Origin of the sequence: Corynebacterium sp. HS2168-gen11 (genome assembly GCF_024834075.1) — a bacterium.
Taxonomy (GTDB): domain Bacteria; phylum Actinomycetota; class Actinomycetes; order Mycobacteriales; family Mycobacteriaceae; genus Corynebacterium.
In genome coordinates this window covers 149048-165159 of the sequence record NZ_JANUXR010000003.1, presented here as the reverse complement: position 1 = coordinate 165159, position 16112 = coordinate 149048, and the positions used below count along the sequence as shown (strand labels likewise).

12 protein-coding genes are annotated in these 16112 nt (G+C 49.6%); 9 read left to right on the top strand and 3 right to left on the bottom strand.

What is annotated here, in order from left to right; all coding sequences use genetic code 11:
- Positions 1-20 precede the first annotated feature (20 nt).
- Genes NXS99_RS03245 through NXS99_RS03230 form a run of 4 tightly spaced genes read left to right on the top strand, consistent with a single transcriptional unit; the run spans position 21 to position 4767 of the window.
- Positions 21-1550 carry an ABC transporter substrate-binding protein gene (locus NXS99_RS03245; RefSeq protein WP_259287234.1) on the top strand — a complete coding sequence of 510 codons (1530 nt, stop codon included), beginning with the start codon at positions 21-23 and terminating at the stop codon, positions 1548-1550.
- Positions 1551-2501, top strand: a complete 951-nt coding sequence (locus NXS99_RS03240; protein WP_259287233.1) for an ABC transporter permease — start codon at positions 1551-1553, stop codon at positions 2499-2501. It begins immediately after the preceding gene.
- Positions 2498-3319 carry an ABC transporter permease gene (locus NXS99_RS03235; RefSeq protein ID WP_259287232.1) on the top strand — a complete coding sequence of 274 codons (822 nt, stop codon included), beginning with the start codon at positions 2498-2500 and terminating at the stop codon, positions 3317-3319. The genes NXS99_RS03240 and NXS99_RS03235 overlap by 4 nt, the downstream gene beginning before the upstream one ends.
- A complete protein-coding gene (locus NXS99_RS03230; RefSeq protein WP_259287231.1) occupies positions 3319-4767 on the top strand; it encodes an ABC transporter ATP-binding protein in 1449 nt (482 codons plus the stop codon). Before NXS99_RS03235 ends, NXS99_RS03230 begins: the two co-directional genes overlap by 1 nt.
- A 200-nt stretch (positions 4768-4967) precedes the next feature.
- Here NXS99_RS03230 and NXS99_RS03225 read toward each other — a convergent pair whose 3' ends face one another.
- Entirely contained in the window at positions 4968-5870 is a 903-nt protein-coding gene (locus NXS99_RS03225; RefSeq protein WP_259287230.1) for a hypothetical protein, read from the bottom strand.
- Between the two features lie 267 nt (positions 5871-6137).
- Positions 6138-7427: an alpha/beta hydrolase gene (locus NXS99_RS03220; RefSeq protein WP_259287229.1), complete on the bottom strand. Its 1290-nt coding sequence runs from the start codon at positions 7425-7427 to the stop codon at positions 6138-6140.
- A gap of 265 nt (positions 7428-7692) precedes the next feature.
- Here NXS99_RS03220 and NXS99_RS03215 point away from each other — a divergent pair, with 265 nt between their 5' ends.
- The 4 genes from NXS99_RS03215 (at position 7693) to NXS99_RS03200 (ending at position 12391) form a co-directional block, all read left to right on the top strand.
- Positions 7693-8439 carry a YggS family pyridoxal phosphate-dependent enzyme gene (locus NXS99_RS03215; RefSeq protein WP_259287228.1) on the top strand — a complete coding sequence of 249 codons (747 nt, stop codon included), beginning with the start codon at positions 7693-7695 and terminating at the stop codon, positions 8437-8439.
- A 6-nt stretch (positions 8440-8445) separates the two neighbouring features.
- Positions 8446-9387, top strand: coding sequence for an AEC family transporter (locus tag NXS99_RS03210; protein ID WP_259287227.1), 942 nt, complete (start codon positions 8446-8448; stop codon positions 9385-9387).
- Between the two features lie 374 nt (positions 9388-9761).
- Positions 9762-11066, top strand: coding sequence for an alpha/beta hydrolase family protein (locus tag NXS99_RS03205; protein ID WP_259287226.1), 1305 nt, complete (start codon positions 9762-9764; stop codon positions 11064-11066).
- A gap of 218 nt (positions 11067-11284) precedes the next feature.
- A complete protein-coding gene (locus NXS99_RS03200; protein ID WP_259287225.1) occupies positions 11285-12391 on the top strand; it encodes an alpha/beta hydrolase family protein in 1107 nt (368 codons plus the stop codon).
- On the opposite strand, the gene NXS99_RS03195 is transcribed toward NXS99_RS03200, so the two are convergent.
- Positions 12341-13405, bottom strand: a complete 1065-nt coding sequence (locus tag NXS99_RS03195) for a sialidase family protein (protein WP_259287224.1) — start codon at positions 13403-13405, stop codon at positions 12341-12343. The genes NXS99_RS03200 and NXS99_RS03195 overlap by 51 nt on opposite strands.
- Before the next feature lie 546 nt (positions 13406-13951).
- On the opposite strand from NXS99_RS03195, the gene NXS99_RS03190 reads away from it, so the two are divergent.
- Positions 13952-16030 (top strand): pyruvate formate lyase family protein, encoded by a 2079-nt coding sequence (locus NXS99_RS03190; protein WP_259287223.1) that lies wholly within the window; start codon positions 13952-13954, stop codon positions 16028-16030.
- Positions 16031-16112 lie beyond the last annotated feature (82 nt).

Genomic DNA, 16112 nt, shown 5'->3' with positions numbered 1-16112 from the left:
ATATCACTAACCTGTTGAGCATGCTTATAACCAGTCGATGTTTTCTCGCTGGACTCCTGCTTGCAGTCGTTCCAATGAGCGCCGGATGTTCTGCCGGGATTACAGCATCTCAATCAGCTGACTTTTTCACCAACACCCCAGGCACAGTTGTCATTGGCACCACTGCTGCTCCGGCAAGCCTGGATTTCACGACCACAGGTGGTGCGGCAATTCCGCAAGCACTGATGGGCAATGTGTATGAAGGATTAGTCGAGATCACCCAAGATGGTGAAATTCAGCCACTGTTGGCAAAACATTGGACCGTCAGCGATGATGGGCGCAGCTATGTATTTGAGCTACGCGACGATGTGACCTTTAGCAATGGGGATACATTTAATGCCCACACTGCAAAGTTCTCACTTGATCGCGTACGCTCTGAGAGCTGGACGAATGGTTTGAAAAAACAAATGGATGTGGTGGAATCCGTTGAAGTTTTAAACGATTACACCTTGAAAGTTGTACTCACGCAACGCTCCAACTCATGGCTATGGGCAATGGGAACCCTCGTGGGTGCCATGATGAGCCCAAATGGTGTTGCCGATCTCGCGCAGCAGCCAATTGGTACCGGACCATATGTGGTGGAAAACTGGGCAATTGGCACTTCCCTCTCCTTCCAAGCCCGCGAGGATTATTGGGGCGAGCAACCACTGAATCAGCGCGCCCTGTTTCGGTATTTCACCGACGCCATTGCGCTGACTAATGCCGTGCGCAGCGGCAATATTGATGTTGCGCTCGGCGTACAATCGCCAGAGCTTTTGGATAATTTACGTGCTGATCACACTCTTGATGTGCACGTCGGCACCACCAATGGCGAAGTGTTGCTCTCGATGAATCATCGCCGCAAAATCTTCCAAGATATTCGAGTCCGCCAAGCAATTCTGTATGGCATTGATCGGCAAGCCATTTTAGATACCACCTGGGAGGGCTACGGCGTTGATACTGGTGGCACGCCGGTTCCACCAACGGATCCATGGTACGAAGGACGTTCCCGGTACACCTATGATCTTGCCAAAGCGCGTCAGTTGCTGGCGGAATCTGGATATGCCGGTAGCGAAATTGTGCTCTCAGTGCCATCGCTGCCATATGCGCAAGCAGCCGCGGAAATCTTATATTCGCAGTTACGCGATATTGGTTTTAGCGTGCGGATTGAATCCACCGAGTTCCCGGCTGTCTGGTTAGCCAAAGTGTATAAAGGACACGATTACGATCTCTCCTTAATCGCGCATGTGGAAGCTCGCGATATTCCAAATATTTTCGGCAATGCTGAGTACTACCTGGGAGTGGATAACCCAGAGATTTCTCAGCAGCTCAAAGAAGCCGATGCTGCAGCACCAACGGAATATGCCGCCAAGATGAAGCAGGCAGTTCACACAATTATGGAGTATGCGGCCGCCGATACGCTGTATAACTTGCCATCGATTGTGGTCACGCGCACTGGAATCTCTGGAGTCCCAGTCAATTCCGTTGCCGATGGTTTCCATTTGGATACGATTGCGAAGAAGGAGCGGTAAATGGTTATTCGAGCTGCACGAACGCTTGGAAAATACTTTCTGACCCTAGTTGTCGCCAGTATTGTAATTTTTATCGCTTTAAGAATAATCCCTGGTAACCCTGCTGAAATCGCACTCGGTGTTACTGCATCACCAGAAGCTATTGCCCAATTAGAAGCTGAGATGGGCCTTGATCAACCCTGGCATGTCCAATACGGCAGCTGGATTGGTGGCTTGCTCACCGGAAATTTTGGGACCTCATTAAGCTCTGGTGCTGATATTTCACCACTTGTATTCGATCACGTGCAGGTCAGCTTGATTCTTGTGGGCTGCGCTATGGTACTAGCCCTCTTAAGCGCGTTACCGCTTGGTGTATGGGCTGCAGCCCGCGCACAGCGTCTCGACGGTGTCATTATTGCCGCTGGTAGCCAGCTTGGTGTGGCGGTTCCAAGCTTCCTTGCTGCGGTGTTGTTAGTTGCAACATTTTCCGTGCACTTAGGGTTACTTCCGGCAAATGGTTGGCATGTACCAAACCAAGACCCAGTTGGTTTTATGCTGCGCTTAATTTTGCCGGCAGTGTCATTAGGGCTTGTGCAAGGTGCCATTATGACTCGCTATGTGCGCAACGCTGTGCTTGATGTGATGAATGAAGATTTTATGCGCACTGCGCGTGCGAAAGGTTTAAGCCCAGCACGTGCATTATGGATGCATGGCTTACGCAACGCTGCGCTGCCAGTGATCACCGTTTCTGGCCTGCAACTAACATCCATGCTTATTGGCGCGGTTGTGATTGAAAAGGTATTTGTGCTGCCAGGGCTTGGTTCAATGCTACTGGCTGCTGTCACGAGTCGTGATTTACCAACAGTTCAAACCATTGTCATGGTGTTGGTGGTCATTGCGGTGGTGGTCAATATTCTTGTCGATCTCGCCTATGTCGTTGTTGATCCGCGTACTCGGAGGAAAATCTCATGAAACGCTCCCCTGCTACCGTCATCGGCGGGTGCATTGTTATCAGCGTCATTGTGATGGCACTGATCTCCTTGGTGTGGACTCCCTATGACCCACTTCAGGCATACCCTGCTGATCGCCTCCAAGGTTCAAGTTGGGAACATATTTTGGGAACCGATCGCTTAGGCCGCGATGTGCTGTCTCAAATTATGGTGGGTGCGCGAATCACATTATTAGTCGGCGTAGTTTCGGTTGCAGTTGCGTTACTTTTTGGCGTACCACTTGGCATCATCGCAGCTATGCGACGCGGCTGGATTGAATCCTTGATCATGCGCACATCTGATTTATTGCTAGCGTTTCCGGGTTTGCTCTTAGCAATTTTGGCAACAGCAATGTTCGGGGCCACCACAGTTACCACCATGATTGCCATTGGTGTTGCGAGTATTCCAGCTTTTGCTCGCGTCTCGCGCGGACAAGCCTTAAGCATTATGAGCCGCGATTATGTGGCTGCAGCGCAAACCGCAAAGCGATCAAAATGGTATATTGCCACCAAGCATGTCTTGCCGAATATTTTAGGTGTCATCATTGTGCAAGCATCGGTTTCTTTCGCCATTGCAATTTTGGCCGAAGCTGGTCTGAGCTTCTTAGGCCTTGGCACGCCACCACCAGATCCAAGTTGGGGTCGGATGCTGCAAACCGCACAATCTTCACTTGCAACCGCACCAACCTTAGCGTTGTGGCCAGGTCTTGCCATTGCGATTACGGTGCTTGGCTTTAATTTACTCGGTGATGGACTGCGTGATCTGCATGATCCGCGTTATACGCTCAAGGGGAACCGCTAATGCTTGAAATTAAAGGTCTCAATACGCTCAATATTGTACGCGATGTGAGTTTCACCTTGCAGGCAGGCAGTCGCGTGGGTCTGATTGGCGAGTCGGGTTCGGGGAAAACTCTCACCGCGCTGTCCATTATGCGACTTGTGGATGCAACCGGTGAGATTACTTTAGATGATCTTGCGATTCATCAACTCACCGAAACAGGCATGTGTCAGGTTCGCGGTAAGCGCATTTCGATGGTGTTCCAGGAGCCAATGTCAGCGCTGAATCCACTGATGAAAATTGGTGCGCAACTGCGAGAAGCCATCCGGATTCATCGACCGATGTCGAAGCGTGCGGCGAATACAGAAATGCTGGAATTGCTTGATGATGTGGAATTAGATGCAAGCCTTGCAACTCGCTACCCACACGAATTATCCGGCGGACAGCGCCAACGCGTACTCATTGCGATGGCACTCGCCCATCAACCAGATATTTTAATTTGTGATGAACCAACCACAGCACTCGATGTCACAAGCCAGCGTGCAGTGTTGGATCTGATCTTAACGTTGGTTGCTCGCCACGGCACTGCGTTGCTGTTTATTACCCACGATCTTGGCCTGATTGCGCAAGCCTGCGAAGAAGTGCTCGTGATGCAAAACGGCGCAATTGTTGAATCCGGTACCGTTGAACAGGTTTTACAGCATCCGAAACATCCTTATACCCAAATGCTTCTCGACGCCTCCGATCTGCCGGCGGCAAGTCCTGCAAGACAAACCGATGAAGTATTAGTCAGTGTTGATCATGTGTGGAAACGCTATAACCGGCACACCAGTGTGCTGCGAGGAATTAATCTTTCGATTACGCGTGGCCAACGCTTAGGAATTGTCGGTGGCTCAGGATCTGGCAAAACAACATTATTAAAGCTTCTTGCCGGATTAGAAAAGCCGTCGAAGGGCAAAGTGCACGTTCATGGCGATTTGCACATGGTGTTCCAAGATCCGATGGGATCATTAAACCCACGCATGCGGGTTGGCGATATTATTGCCGAAACATTAGCGAGCTATGATTCAGCTCGTATTGCGGAGGTTCTCACTGAAGTTGGGTTAGTCCCTGAAATGGCGAATCGTTTCCCACATGAATTTTCAGGTGGGCAACGCCAACGAATTTCTCTCGCACGTGCGTTAGCGCCATATCCAGAATTGTTGTTAGCGGATGAGCCTGTTTCAGCACTCGATGTTTCAGTGCGGAAAAAAGTACTCACGCTGCTCGATAGCTTGGTACAAAAACGTGATCTGACATTGGTGTTCGTCTCGCACGATATTCATGTTGTGCGTAGTGTGTGTACCGATGTCATTGTGATGCAAGATGGTGAAATTATTGAATCCGGTACGGTCGCAGAAGTACTGGATAATCCGCAGACTCAATATACAAAGGACTTAATTGCAGCAGTTCCGAAGTTATATCGTAATTAAGGAAACTGCGTAGGGTAACGCCAGTCTGGGAAACTGTGCATCCCATCCGTGCGCATTCATATCGGTAGTGTCGAAAAGCGCTCAGAATATTGACAGTTTCTTAATATGCCTATGCAAAAGGCCGTGAACTTGAAAGGAAACCAAGTTCACGGCCTTTTGTATTCAATCATGCGGCAGCTCGTACAGCTGCTCGGATGATATTAACGTGGCAAACGAATCAAGTTATGCTGTTGTGCCCACTGGAAGATTCCGCCTGCTATTGCAAGCAGCACACCAATAATGCTGGTAATAATTAGTGGCCATTTCCAGCCAGACGCCTTTGGTGGATTCGGCTGTGGATCTACAGGCTTCGTAGGTGTTGAAGTACTTGGGGTTGTGGTCTTCTGGCTCGAAGTTGCAGAAGGTTGCGTCGTTGTAGGCTTTGCAGGCGCTGGCGTAGTTGGGGTCGTTGTAGGCTTCGCGGCCTCTACACACAACTGCAAGCTGGCATCAACTGGAGAAAGAATCAAATGCTTATTGATGATATCGCGCTCGATCAGTGGTAACGCGATAGTATGCAGCAAATCTTTGGTGGTGCGGTGTTCGGCAAGATCTGCATTGAACTTGGCATATGCTCGAGTTTTCGCATCTGCAATTGTCACCGCATGTTCCAAACCAGAACGTAGATTTGTCAAACGAATCTCACTGTGCAGGCCTGGCTCAGCAGCAAAACCAATAAAGCCCTTCACTGACCGGTATTGTTTCGTAACCTCTTCAACTGTCGCATCATCAACGGCACCATGTTTGGCCGCTAACCGTTGCTTCAGGATTTCGAAACTATCGTCTTCAGCTTTAAATATTTTGTTCGCTTCTTCGCTCGTAATGCCATAACGACGTTCAAAAGTATCAAGAACTTTACGAGTTTCGCTCGCATGGTCTGCAAGGATCTTGCGTTCCTGCGCCTCGTCTTGACGCACCGCATCCACATCAAAGGTGCAGACCTTATCAACAACAGTCGGCTTTGCTACCAGATATTCCTGAGAGGAAGCTGGCTGAGCCACGCTTATAATTCCAGAACCCAGTGTCGTTGCTGTCAACGCAGCAATCAACAAGCGTCGTGACACGATCATTGCAGTTTTCCTTTGTATATCTGTATATCGAAACTTTCGGTGACATTTTTGCACCACAGGACAACATAATAACCATCGAAATGTTTAGCAACACGAAAGCTTTCATAGCATTTGCTTTTCGACGCCAACCGGCATGCCGGAGACGTCGAAAAGCAAGCATAGCGTGCAGGTATTATGCCTTCACGGGCCAAAAGGTGCAATTGATCACAACTGAAAACTTGTGCCATTCCACTGCACTACTTTTGAGCCATGACGTATTCATTAATGATCCCGCAGTTTTGCTAATAGGCGCTGGTAAATTCCGCTGCCATCATGACCAATACCATCATGCTGGAAGAAATTGGTCACATCTACTCGCGCATCAGCAAAACTCTGTGCGGTGTGCATCGAATATTCAAACGGCACAAAAATATCGTCAAGGTAGACTTCTGCAGCCACTGCTGGTGCAGTTGCCAACACTTGCGCATCATATGGCGACTGCTGCCAAGTATGCTCGGCAAGTTGCTGGGCGGCTTGTTGGAAGCTGTGTAGCGCTGGATCTTCTTCAAACTGCCACGGGAAAATATGCTCGCCTGTCAAATAATATGGCTCTGAACTGCGAGGATCCGCAGCTTCGGCAAATCCAGGGATTTCTTCCCGAATCCGATGCGCAGACCAGTTCGTTACCTGCTGTCCACCAATACCACCATAGATAGATTCATGAATCGCGGCATAGAGTGGACCGCGCTCATAGCTCAGATGCTCGCCAACAGCTGCTAAAAATTCACGGGTTAATCGCTTTTCACCACGGTGTTGCACAAACGGTGATTCCAGCAAATAACCCAAGGTAGCAAAGCCGGTACCTCGCCCAAGATTAATACCAAGCATGCGGAATCGACGTGAGCTTAAGCGTTCACCAGTTGGCAATAGTTCAGCGGACTGATCGAGGTGATGGGCGATTTCACGAATGCGCTGCTGAGCAAATGGCACTTGGGCATAAAACTGATCGTGGCGATAGCGCAATTTCGCAAAGGTGGTGCGATAAATATCGTCCGCAGATGCTTCCAAACTTGGTAATCCACCGGTTAAGAAAGCCTCAGTAATTGAGTCTGGATATAACGACAGATAGGTCGTGATGCAGAAACCACCAAAACTTTGACCAAATAATGCCCATTGCTCAACACCTAGGGCGCGTCGTAAAGCTTCGGCGTCTTCGACGATAAACTCTTGGCGCAGGCAGCGTAAACGCTCGACGGTGCGATCAACTTCCGGACTTGCTGCATCAATGCGATGCGAGCGTCCTGTACCGCGCTGGTCCAATAATAAAATACGGTGGGTACGCAGAGCTTCTTGCATCCAACCGCTGATTGCCGTTGGTCGAGGCGATGGGAAGCCTGGGCCGCCTTGTAGATACACCATATAAGGGTAATTCTCGCCACCATCTGGGATGATCTCGCGAGCAAATAATTCAAAGGTGTCATCTGGCTGCTCAGGAGTCCATGGCCGCTCTAAAGTATGTTCAATAAACGTATGGCCTAACATGCGCACAGGCGCGCTACTGTGAAACGTCATAGTGTCTAAGTGTAGGGCAGATTGGCACGCAAAAAAATGGTTCGGGCGTGAATATCGGCTAGGCGATGGTTATGAGGCGGTGGCCAGCGCGCTGACTCTGCACGACGGCGATCATGCAGAGTCAGCGCGCAATACTAGGACGCAGTCCTCTCACAGCAGCACAGCACAACCCACGCGCAAGTAGCACGAATGCTAACGGCAATTGTCTTTAACACCTGTCCGCTACACTAACCAATTTTTAACACCTGTCCGCTACACTAACCATATGCATGCCTCGATTTCGCAATCAGATAGCCATGATCTCACCGAAGCCGATTTTCGCGATCGCGTTGCAGCCTTAACCGCAACCATTGCTGAAACTGCTGTACAAGCAGAACGCTCACCAGAAGAAGTGCGACTGTTACCGGTCTCAAAATCATTTCCTGCCGATGTTGTTGCCACTGCGGTTCGCGCAGGGCTGACTGTTCTTGGCGAAAACCGACCACTTGAAATGGCCGAAAAAGCGCAAGTCATTCCAGGCGTGCAGTGGTGCATTATTGGTCCAGTGCAGCGGAATAAAGCCCGCGAAGTTGCCCAATATGCTCACGAATTGCACTCATTGGATTCCTTGCGGCTTGCTGAAACTTTAGAGCAACGTTTGCTTGCAGCAGATCGTCACTTGGATGTGTTATTGCAGGTTAACGCTTCTCATGAGCAGGCAAAACACGGTTTGCACCCAGATGAGGTCGCTCCATTACTCGACCAACTGGCGCATTTAGAGCGCGTGCATGTACGCGGTCTTATGACCCTTGCAGCCTATTCCACCGAAGAAACTATTGTGCGAAGTGCCTTCCAGGAACTGCGCGAGCTGCGCGATCGATTAGTCCCAAATCTGCCTGATGGTATGTCCTTACATGAACTTTCAATGGGCATGTCCAGCGATTACCGATGGGCAATTTTAGAAGGCTCAACCACGGTACGCATCGGCACTGCAATTTTCGGGCATCGCTCAAACTCGGTCTACCTGAAGTAACACTCTATGCTCGGAATTCTTGAAGTCTTCACACTCATCTTCAGTGTCATTGGAGTCGGCTATGTCTTAGCACGTACGAAGATCATCGCCTCGGATGCGCAACGACTAGTCTTTAATAAGGTCGCATTTTTTGCCGCAACACCAGCACTTATTTTTCAAGTTGTGGCAACTTCGCAGCCTGCAGCCTTGATTAGTCCAATGATTCTGACCTCCACCTGTGCAGCTTTGCTCACCGCAGCATTGTATGTAGCATGCTCCCGAATCTGGTTTCCTGCCAATTGGGGCACAACTGTCATGGGCGCAGCAAGCAGTGGATATGTCAATTCCAATACTATTGGGCTGCCAGTTGGCATCTATGTCCTCGGCAATATTGCATATATGCCCCCACTATTATTGATGCAGATCACAATACTGACGCCAATTATTTTAGGACTCATAACCAGACCCTCGAAAGCTTCTCGCATACGGCAAATCTTCGCAATTGTGCGACAGTCTCTGTTTACCCCAATTGTGCTGGCGGCTTTTGCAGGTTTCATCGTCAGCCTGGGACAATTCGAGATCCCCGATCTGCTGCTTAACCCGATTGAATTACTTGGCGGAGCCTCAATTCCTATGGTCTTGATCAGTTTTGGAGCTTCTCTGTATAGTTCACAGGCCTCACACACTTGGGCACTTGACCGTGCAACTGTGACGGTTATCTGCTTAAAAACCTTCGTCATGCCTGCCTTAGCATTTGTGATCGGATTCTTGATCGGCCTTGATTCACAGCAACTCTACGCAGTAGCTATTCTCGCGACACTGCCAACTGCACACAATGTTTATAATTACGCCGCAACCTACCAACAAGGTGTCGAAATTGCACGCGACTCAGTCTTAATCACCACATTCTTAGCACTGCCCGCCATGCTTGGAATTGCGGGGATCGCGCATCTTGCACAAGCCTTCTAACCATCACAACACCCAAGCTTTTCGACGCCGTAGCGTATTCGTGTTGGGCATATACGAACCTTGCATCTTGGGTTGATTGCAGGTCATCTAACACATGCTGATCACGGAGTTTCCTGATCGTTTACTCCAAAACAGACGCAGAATAAATTGCAAGTCTGAGCAATGAGCACCATGATTTTCCAAACACGAATAATGTGATTTCGTCGTCGAAAAGCAAGAGCTAGCGACCAAAGGTACTAGGATAAATACGGTTACTCTCAGGAAGTATCCGTCACAGGATCGTTGGTGCTCCAGTATTAGCCTGGTTGCAGGCTATCGAACACCTTCGATACAGACGGCTACCACTGCAAACGTATAAGGAGATTGTGTTGACTATGAAAACCTCAGGATTACGACGTGGGATCATAGGCTTGGTTGCATGCCTGAGCCTGACCGGATCGTTCAACCCTGCAGTACTAGCTCAGCCACACATACCTCTTGCCGGTTCCAGCGAATCCGCTGCTACAGCACCAAATGTTGCAGGTTCGAGCGATATCTCTGCAGCAACGCCAAGCCTTCCAGGTTCGAGCGAGCCACGGCTGCCGAAAGCTCCAATTGATGTGTATCACCAGCTTGTAGGTGCTGTGATGAATGCGCCTGGCGTACCACAATTTCTTGAACACACCTTTCACCAATTTCAACAAAACCCGCACCTTAGTGCCTTGCGCGCGCCATCGTTTTTCGCCAGTGACGCTTGGTATAACCCACTGCCACCAATAGATTTCGCGCAACCTCGTGTGGTAAAAATCGAAAACGACGAAGGTCTTCGTGTTGAGCGCTGGTTTATTGAATCACCAGCGATGCGACGCACTGTAGAAATACAAGTCATGCGCGCATATAATAGCGCGGCGCCTGCCCCAATGATTTATCTGTTTGATGGCGCAACCGCCCCAAGTCGCAACGGCTGGTTACGCCGTGGTGAAATTGAAAAAACGTTTGCTACCGAACAAGTCACCGCGATTATGCCCACACAAGCATCGGGCAGCTCCTATATCGACTGGACGTATGAAGATGCCAAGATACAAAAGCCGATGTGGGAGACCTTCTTAACCAAAGAGTTGCCTCCACTGCTTGAAGATCCTGCTCGCGGCTTGAATTTTAATGGCAAACGCTTCATCGGTGGCCTGTCCATGGGCGCAGGTGGTGCAATCCGCTTGGCGAATGCCAATCCTGACATGTTCCACGGCGTCATTGGCCTGTCCGGATGCTATTCCAACAGCACCCCAATGGGCCGTTTTATGGTCGAAGCCATTGCACACTCTGTCAATGCGGATCACTCGAATCTTTTCGGCTCAGGCCCAAATCCAATGCGTCAGCGCTACGATGTTGTGAAGCATCCTGAAGGTTTGAGCAAGATGCCAGTGTATCTGTTCAGCGCCGATGGACATGTCACCCAACGCGATATTGATGCCTACCGCAATGAATCACTCGAAGGCCTACCTGGTGCAGTGCTACTTGAAACCGCAACATTTAAGTGCACACACGAGCTTGACGACGCACTCAAGGCACACAATCACCAGCAATACAAGGTTGTCTACCAGCATGGCGGTGTTCATGATTGGGCGTATTATGCTGAACAAATGCCACTTGCCTGGAAATATATTTCTGAAGCTGGCGATGCGTGGAATCAACGTCGATAAGCACGTGTTAGCCGTTCATCTGTGAAATCATGCGTATTTCGCAGATGAACGGAAAACTTTTTCGAGAAAATACTCTCCTACACACGTGCAAGTATCGCAAAACAATCAAGCTGTACTAGTATTAAGACTCTTGTAAGCTGTACTCACACGATATTGAAATAATTATGCCTTTTGTCCGAACACTACAACGAAAACGAACTCGATCAGCTCACGTCACTATGAATCATCATTCAGCAGCAGACCGCCGATACGGCACACTCATGGCTGTCCTGTTCAATTTTCCAATCACTCAATGGACAATCGGGGTAGTTATTCGCAACCTGCAAAAGTATCCTTGGCTATGGCGTAAGATTCCACCTTTGTACGGCAATCTGGTCGACGATTTACCTGAGTTGCAAGATTTCGATTGTCCCCGTGTCATAGACAAACAAGACGAACCAAACCACCCAGGCGTACAACGTTGGTTTATTGCTTCTCCGGCTATGCGACGCATCGTAGAAGTCCAGGTTATCCCTGCAAAAGGTAGCAATGGTCCAGCACCTATGCTGTATCTCCTCGACGGTGTTTCTGCACCACGGACATCTGGTTGGTTACGCGAAGGCCAACTTGAGCAATTCCGGTCACGCTTTGATGCCACCATTGTGATGCCAACCCAAGCACCAGGTTCTCTATACACCGACTGGGTTGCTGACGATCCGAAAGTCGGCAGACATCAATGGGATACGTTCTTAAGTCAAGAACTCATTACTGTGATAGAAGATCCCGAGCATGGATTGCCATATAACGGCAAACGCGTCATTGGCGGATTATCAATGGGAGCTTCCGGTGCGATACGCGTTGCTGCTGGACACCCTGAACTCTACGATGGTGTCATTGGACTCTCTGGCTGCTACTCCAATACCAGTCCAATGGGACGGGGCATGACGTTAGCAATTTTGCGCTCAGTTGATGCCGACCCTGATAACGTGTGGGGACCAGATATTAATGGCCAGTTCAATCCTGCAGCATATGCAGCAGATATTCTGCAAAATCCAGAAGGTTTAAGGAATTTGCCACTGTATCTGTTTGCCGCCAATGGTCTCATTACACAGCATGATATTGAAATCCATATCGGGCATCCGCGTCATGAAATCGTAGGTGCAGTGTTCTTAGAATATGCGTCGTATCGTTCTACTCGTGAACTGGTCGCTGAAATGGAAGCACGCGGCATGCACCACCACACTGTTCATTTGCAAAAAGGTGGTGTGCATGCGTGGAACTATTATGGCGCAGAATTAGTGCGTGGTTGGGAAGTCGTAACTTCTCATCCAGATTTCGCCAAGTGATTCATAGATCACGACTAGGCGATCTTCCACCAACAATGCTTCTACATAACCACAGGCACCAGTGGTAAATGTAGCCAGATGTGACCAAGCATTGTTGCGTCGTAAAGCAATGTGCCCGCCTTGGCGACCCGCACCTGGATAGCACAACACTAATCCCAATGGTGTTTCCACCAGCGCAGCATTCGCAGCAGCAACCGGAGGCTCAGCGTGAAACTTCAAATCTTGCCAGGTTGCACCAGCATCATCGCTGATCGCCCACCAACGACCAAGCTCTTGAGTAGCGTAAGCAGAAGTTTTGCGCCCTGAAAGATAGAGACGACCTGCGCTTGCACCATACGCAGTTTCATCCATGTCTGTACCAATTGGTGCACCTGGATGCCAAGACTGACCTTCATCTTCACTACGCGCAGTAAAATGTAGCGTCTCACCAGCAATTGTGCGACCAACAACTGGTAACGCCCAGGTCTGATCGATGCGTACGCCGTGTCCTGAAGTGACAAAAATGCCGGCACGATCGCCTGCCAGTGCTTGCGTAATATCTTTCGCAGTATCCCACGTGCGACCACCATCATAGGAATGTGTGATTTCCACATGCAGGCTGTGTGCGTCTGTTTCTCCAGTACATGGTTGAGAACCGAAGAAACCTACCTCATAACTGCGCGCGTAGGCGACCATGACATGTTGTTCGGCAGCGATCACGCAAGGATCCGAGTATCCAGTTTGCGGATCAACTTGGCCTTGACGGAACACTTCTAGGCCACTGAAACCATCGACTGTACCGCGCAGGAGGAGGAGAGAGTTTGGATTTGGCAGATCTTCTGCCATCGCACCGCCCGTTGCTTCCCAGTTCTCTCGCATTGCCGTGGAGCGAACATCGAGAAATAGCAGCAATTCTCCTCTACCAACATGCGCTAAGGCAGGGACTCGAACCTCAGCGGCCTGCGGGAAAAGATGGTGAATAGTTGTGGGAGAAATTACCTTTTGAGCAGGATGCGGATGTAGTGCAGGATGCATGATTTCTTTTATATCACATTACCTATCAGTGCAGTTGGAACCCCTTTTTGGGGGCATATCATTGTTCTAAAATTTCAAAAACTCAACAGATTCAAAACGGTTTCAGTGTTCTGGAACAACTGCAAACACTACCCCCGATATGATGAAAATAATTGTTCCTATAAGAGTTATAAGTTTGTTTCACTCCAGTGGAAATAAAAAAAGACCCCCAGAAAGAGAGTACTCAGTCGACACAATGAGTTTTTCGACACAACTTGCAGATGCACCAATCGTTGCATTCAAGCGTGAGATGACTTCAGTAATTTTCGCCACAGCAAGCAAACTGTTATTAATCACACACCTTCCGAAGTTTCTGCATGCTCTAGCCGAGAGTACTCTTGAGATTGGATTCGCATGAAGGAAATTTCTCCACATAGCGACGCAAAATATCACATATCGATATTTTCTAGGGGCGTCGAGAGACGGAGAATATATGAAGAAATTTCCTTTTTGCGCATTGTTTGACCTAGTTTGATAAAACTTATGCAGAAAGGCTAGTGACTACACGTGAGCACTACAGCATGGCAGGGATTTACCCCTGGCAATTGGCAAGAATCAATCGATGTTCGTGAGTTTATTCAACTCAACTACACCCCATACCTCGGAGATGCATCCTTCCTTGCCGGCCCAACAGAGAAAACTCTGCGCGTCTGGGATCACCTTGAAAAGAACTACCTCTCTGTTGAGCGCGCGAAGCGTGTATTCGATGTAGACACCCACACCCCAGCGGATGTGGACGCGTTCCCAGCAGGCTATATTTCCGAAGATGACGACGTTGTTGTCGGTCTGCAGACCGATGTTCCACTCAAGCGCGCAATGATGCCAAATGGTGGCTGGCGCATGGTGGAAACCGCTATTCGTGAAGCTGGTTTAGAGCCAGAGCAGGCTGTGAAGGACATTTTCACCAAGTATCGTAAGACCCACAACCAGGCAGTCTTCGATATTTACACCCCACGTATTCGTGCGGCTCGTTCTTCCCACATTATTACTGGTCTGCCAGATGCTTATGGCCGTGGCCGCATTATCGGTGATTACCGTCGCGTGGCACTCTATGGCGTTGACGCACTGATTGCTGAAAAGAAGGCTTCTAAGGATAAGGTTGCTAATCAACCATTCAGCGAGCACTGGGCACGTTACCGCGAGGAGCACTCAGAGCAGATCTTGGCTCTGGAAAAGCTTAAGAAGATGGCTGCAAGCTACGGTTTCGACATCTCCTTGCCAGCAACTAATGCAAAAGAAGCCGTCCAGTGGACCTATTTCGCATACTTGGCATCCGTCAAGAGCCAAGATGGCGCGGCAATGTCCATCGGCCGTCTGTCCGCATTCTTGGACATTTACTTCGAGCGTGACTTAGCTGCCGGCACCTTAACCGAGGCAGAAGCACAGGAAATTATCGACGCACTGGTCATCAAGTTGCGTATCGTTCGTTTCCTGCGCACCATTGATTACGATCAGATCTTCTCCGGCGACCCATACTGGGCAACCTGGTCTGACGCTGGTTTCTCCGATGATGGCCGCCCAATGGTCACCAAGACCGGTTTCCGTTTGCTGCAGACCCTGCGCAACTTGGGCCCTGCACCAGAGCCAAATATCACCATTTTCTGGGATCCAAAGCTTCCAGAAGGTTACAAAGAGTTCTGTGCTGCTATCTCCATTGAGACCTCTTCTATCCAGTATGAGTCTGATGAGCAGATCCGTAACCGTTGGGGCGACGACGCCGCTATTGCATGCTGTGTGTCTCCGATGGCAATCGGTAAGCAGATGCAGTTCTTCGGCGCTCGTGTGAACGCTGCTAAGTCTCTGCTCTACGCTATCAATGGTGGTCGTGACGAAGTTTCCGGCAAGCAAATCGTCGAAGGCTACGAGCCAATCAAGGGCGATGGCCCACTTGATTTCGACGAAGTTTGGGCAAAGTACGAAGATATGCTCGACTGGGTTGTTGGAACCTACGTTGAAGCACTGAATATCATCCACTACTGCCACGACCGTTATGCGTATGAGTCCATCGAGATGGCACTGCATGATTCCGACATCATTCGTACCATGGGCTGCGGCATCGCAGGTCTATCCATCGTTGCCGACTCCCTGGCTGCTATTAAGTACGCAAAGGTCACCCCAGTACGCGATGAAACCGGCTTGATTGTTGATTACATCACCGAAGGTGACTTCCCAGTCTATGGCAACGACGATGACCGCGCTGATGATATTGCAGCAACCATCGTTCACACCGTCATGGCAAAGATCAAGGCAATCCCGCTGTACCGCGATGCAATTCCAACCCAGTCTGTGCTGACCATTACCTCGAATGTGGTCTACGGTAAGGCAACTGGTAACTTCCCATCCGGCCACCGCGCAGGTACTCCATTCGCTCCTGGTGCAAACCCAGAAAACGGTATGGACTGCCATGGCATGGTTGCTTCCATGCTGTCTGTCGGTAAGCTGGACTATGAAGATGCTCTCGACGGTATCTCCTTGACCAACACCATTACCCCATCCGGTTTGGGCCGCAACAAGGGCGAGCAGGTTACCAACCTGGTCGGTATCCTGGATGCCGGTTTCATCATGGAAACCTCCGAGCTCAACTAATCAACTTTCATCGTCGTGCGGGAAGTTCTCCTTCCTTCTTTCCAATAACTCACAACTTCCCGCATGATGATGTACCCACAAA

What these genes read in the sequence shown, in the direction of transcription:
- NXS99_RS03245 (WP_259287234.1), top strand. Translation starts at nt 21, where the DNA reads ATGCTTATAACCAGTCGATGTTTTCTCGCTGGACTCCTGCTTGCAGTC.
- NXS99_RS03240 (WP_259287233.1), top strand. Translation starts at nt 1,551, where the DNA reads ATGGTTATTCGAGCTGCACGAACGCTTGGAAAATACTTTCTGACCCTA.
- NXS99_RS03235 (WP_259287232.1), top strand. Translation starts at nt 2,498, where the DNA reads ATGAAACGCTCCCCTGCTACCGTCATCGGCGGGTGCATTGTTATCAGC.
- NXS99_RS03230 (WP_259287231.1), top strand. Translation starts at nt 3,319, where the DNA reads ATGCTTGAAATTAAAGGTCTCAATACGCTCAATATTGTACGCGATGTG.
- NXS99_RS03220 (WP_259287229.1), bottom strand. Translation starts at nt 7,427, where the DNA reads ATGACGTTTCACAGTAGCGCGCCTGTGCGCATGTTAGGCCATACGTTT.
- NXS99_RS03215 (WP_259287228.1), top strand. Translation starts at nt 7,693, where the DNA reads ATGCATGCCTCGATTTCGCAATCAGATAGCCATGATCTCACCGAAGCC.
- NXS99_RS03210 (WP_259287227.1), top strand. Translation starts at nt 8,446, where the DNA reads ATGCTCGGAATTCTTGAAGTCTTCACACTCATCTTCAGTGTCATTGGA.
- NXS99_RS03205 (WP_259287226.1), top strand. Translation starts at nt 9,762, where the DNA reads ATGAAAACCTCAGGATTACGACGTGGGATCATAGGCTTGGTTGCATGC.
- NXS99_RS03200 (WP_259287225.1), top strand. Translation starts at nt 11,285, where the DNA reads ATGAATCATCATTCAGCAGCAGACCGCCGATACGGCACACTCATGGCT.
- NXS99_RS03195 (WP_259287224.1), bottom strand. Translation starts at nt 13,405, where the DNA reads ATGCATCCTGCACTACATCCGCATCCTGCTCAAAAGGTAATTTCTCCC.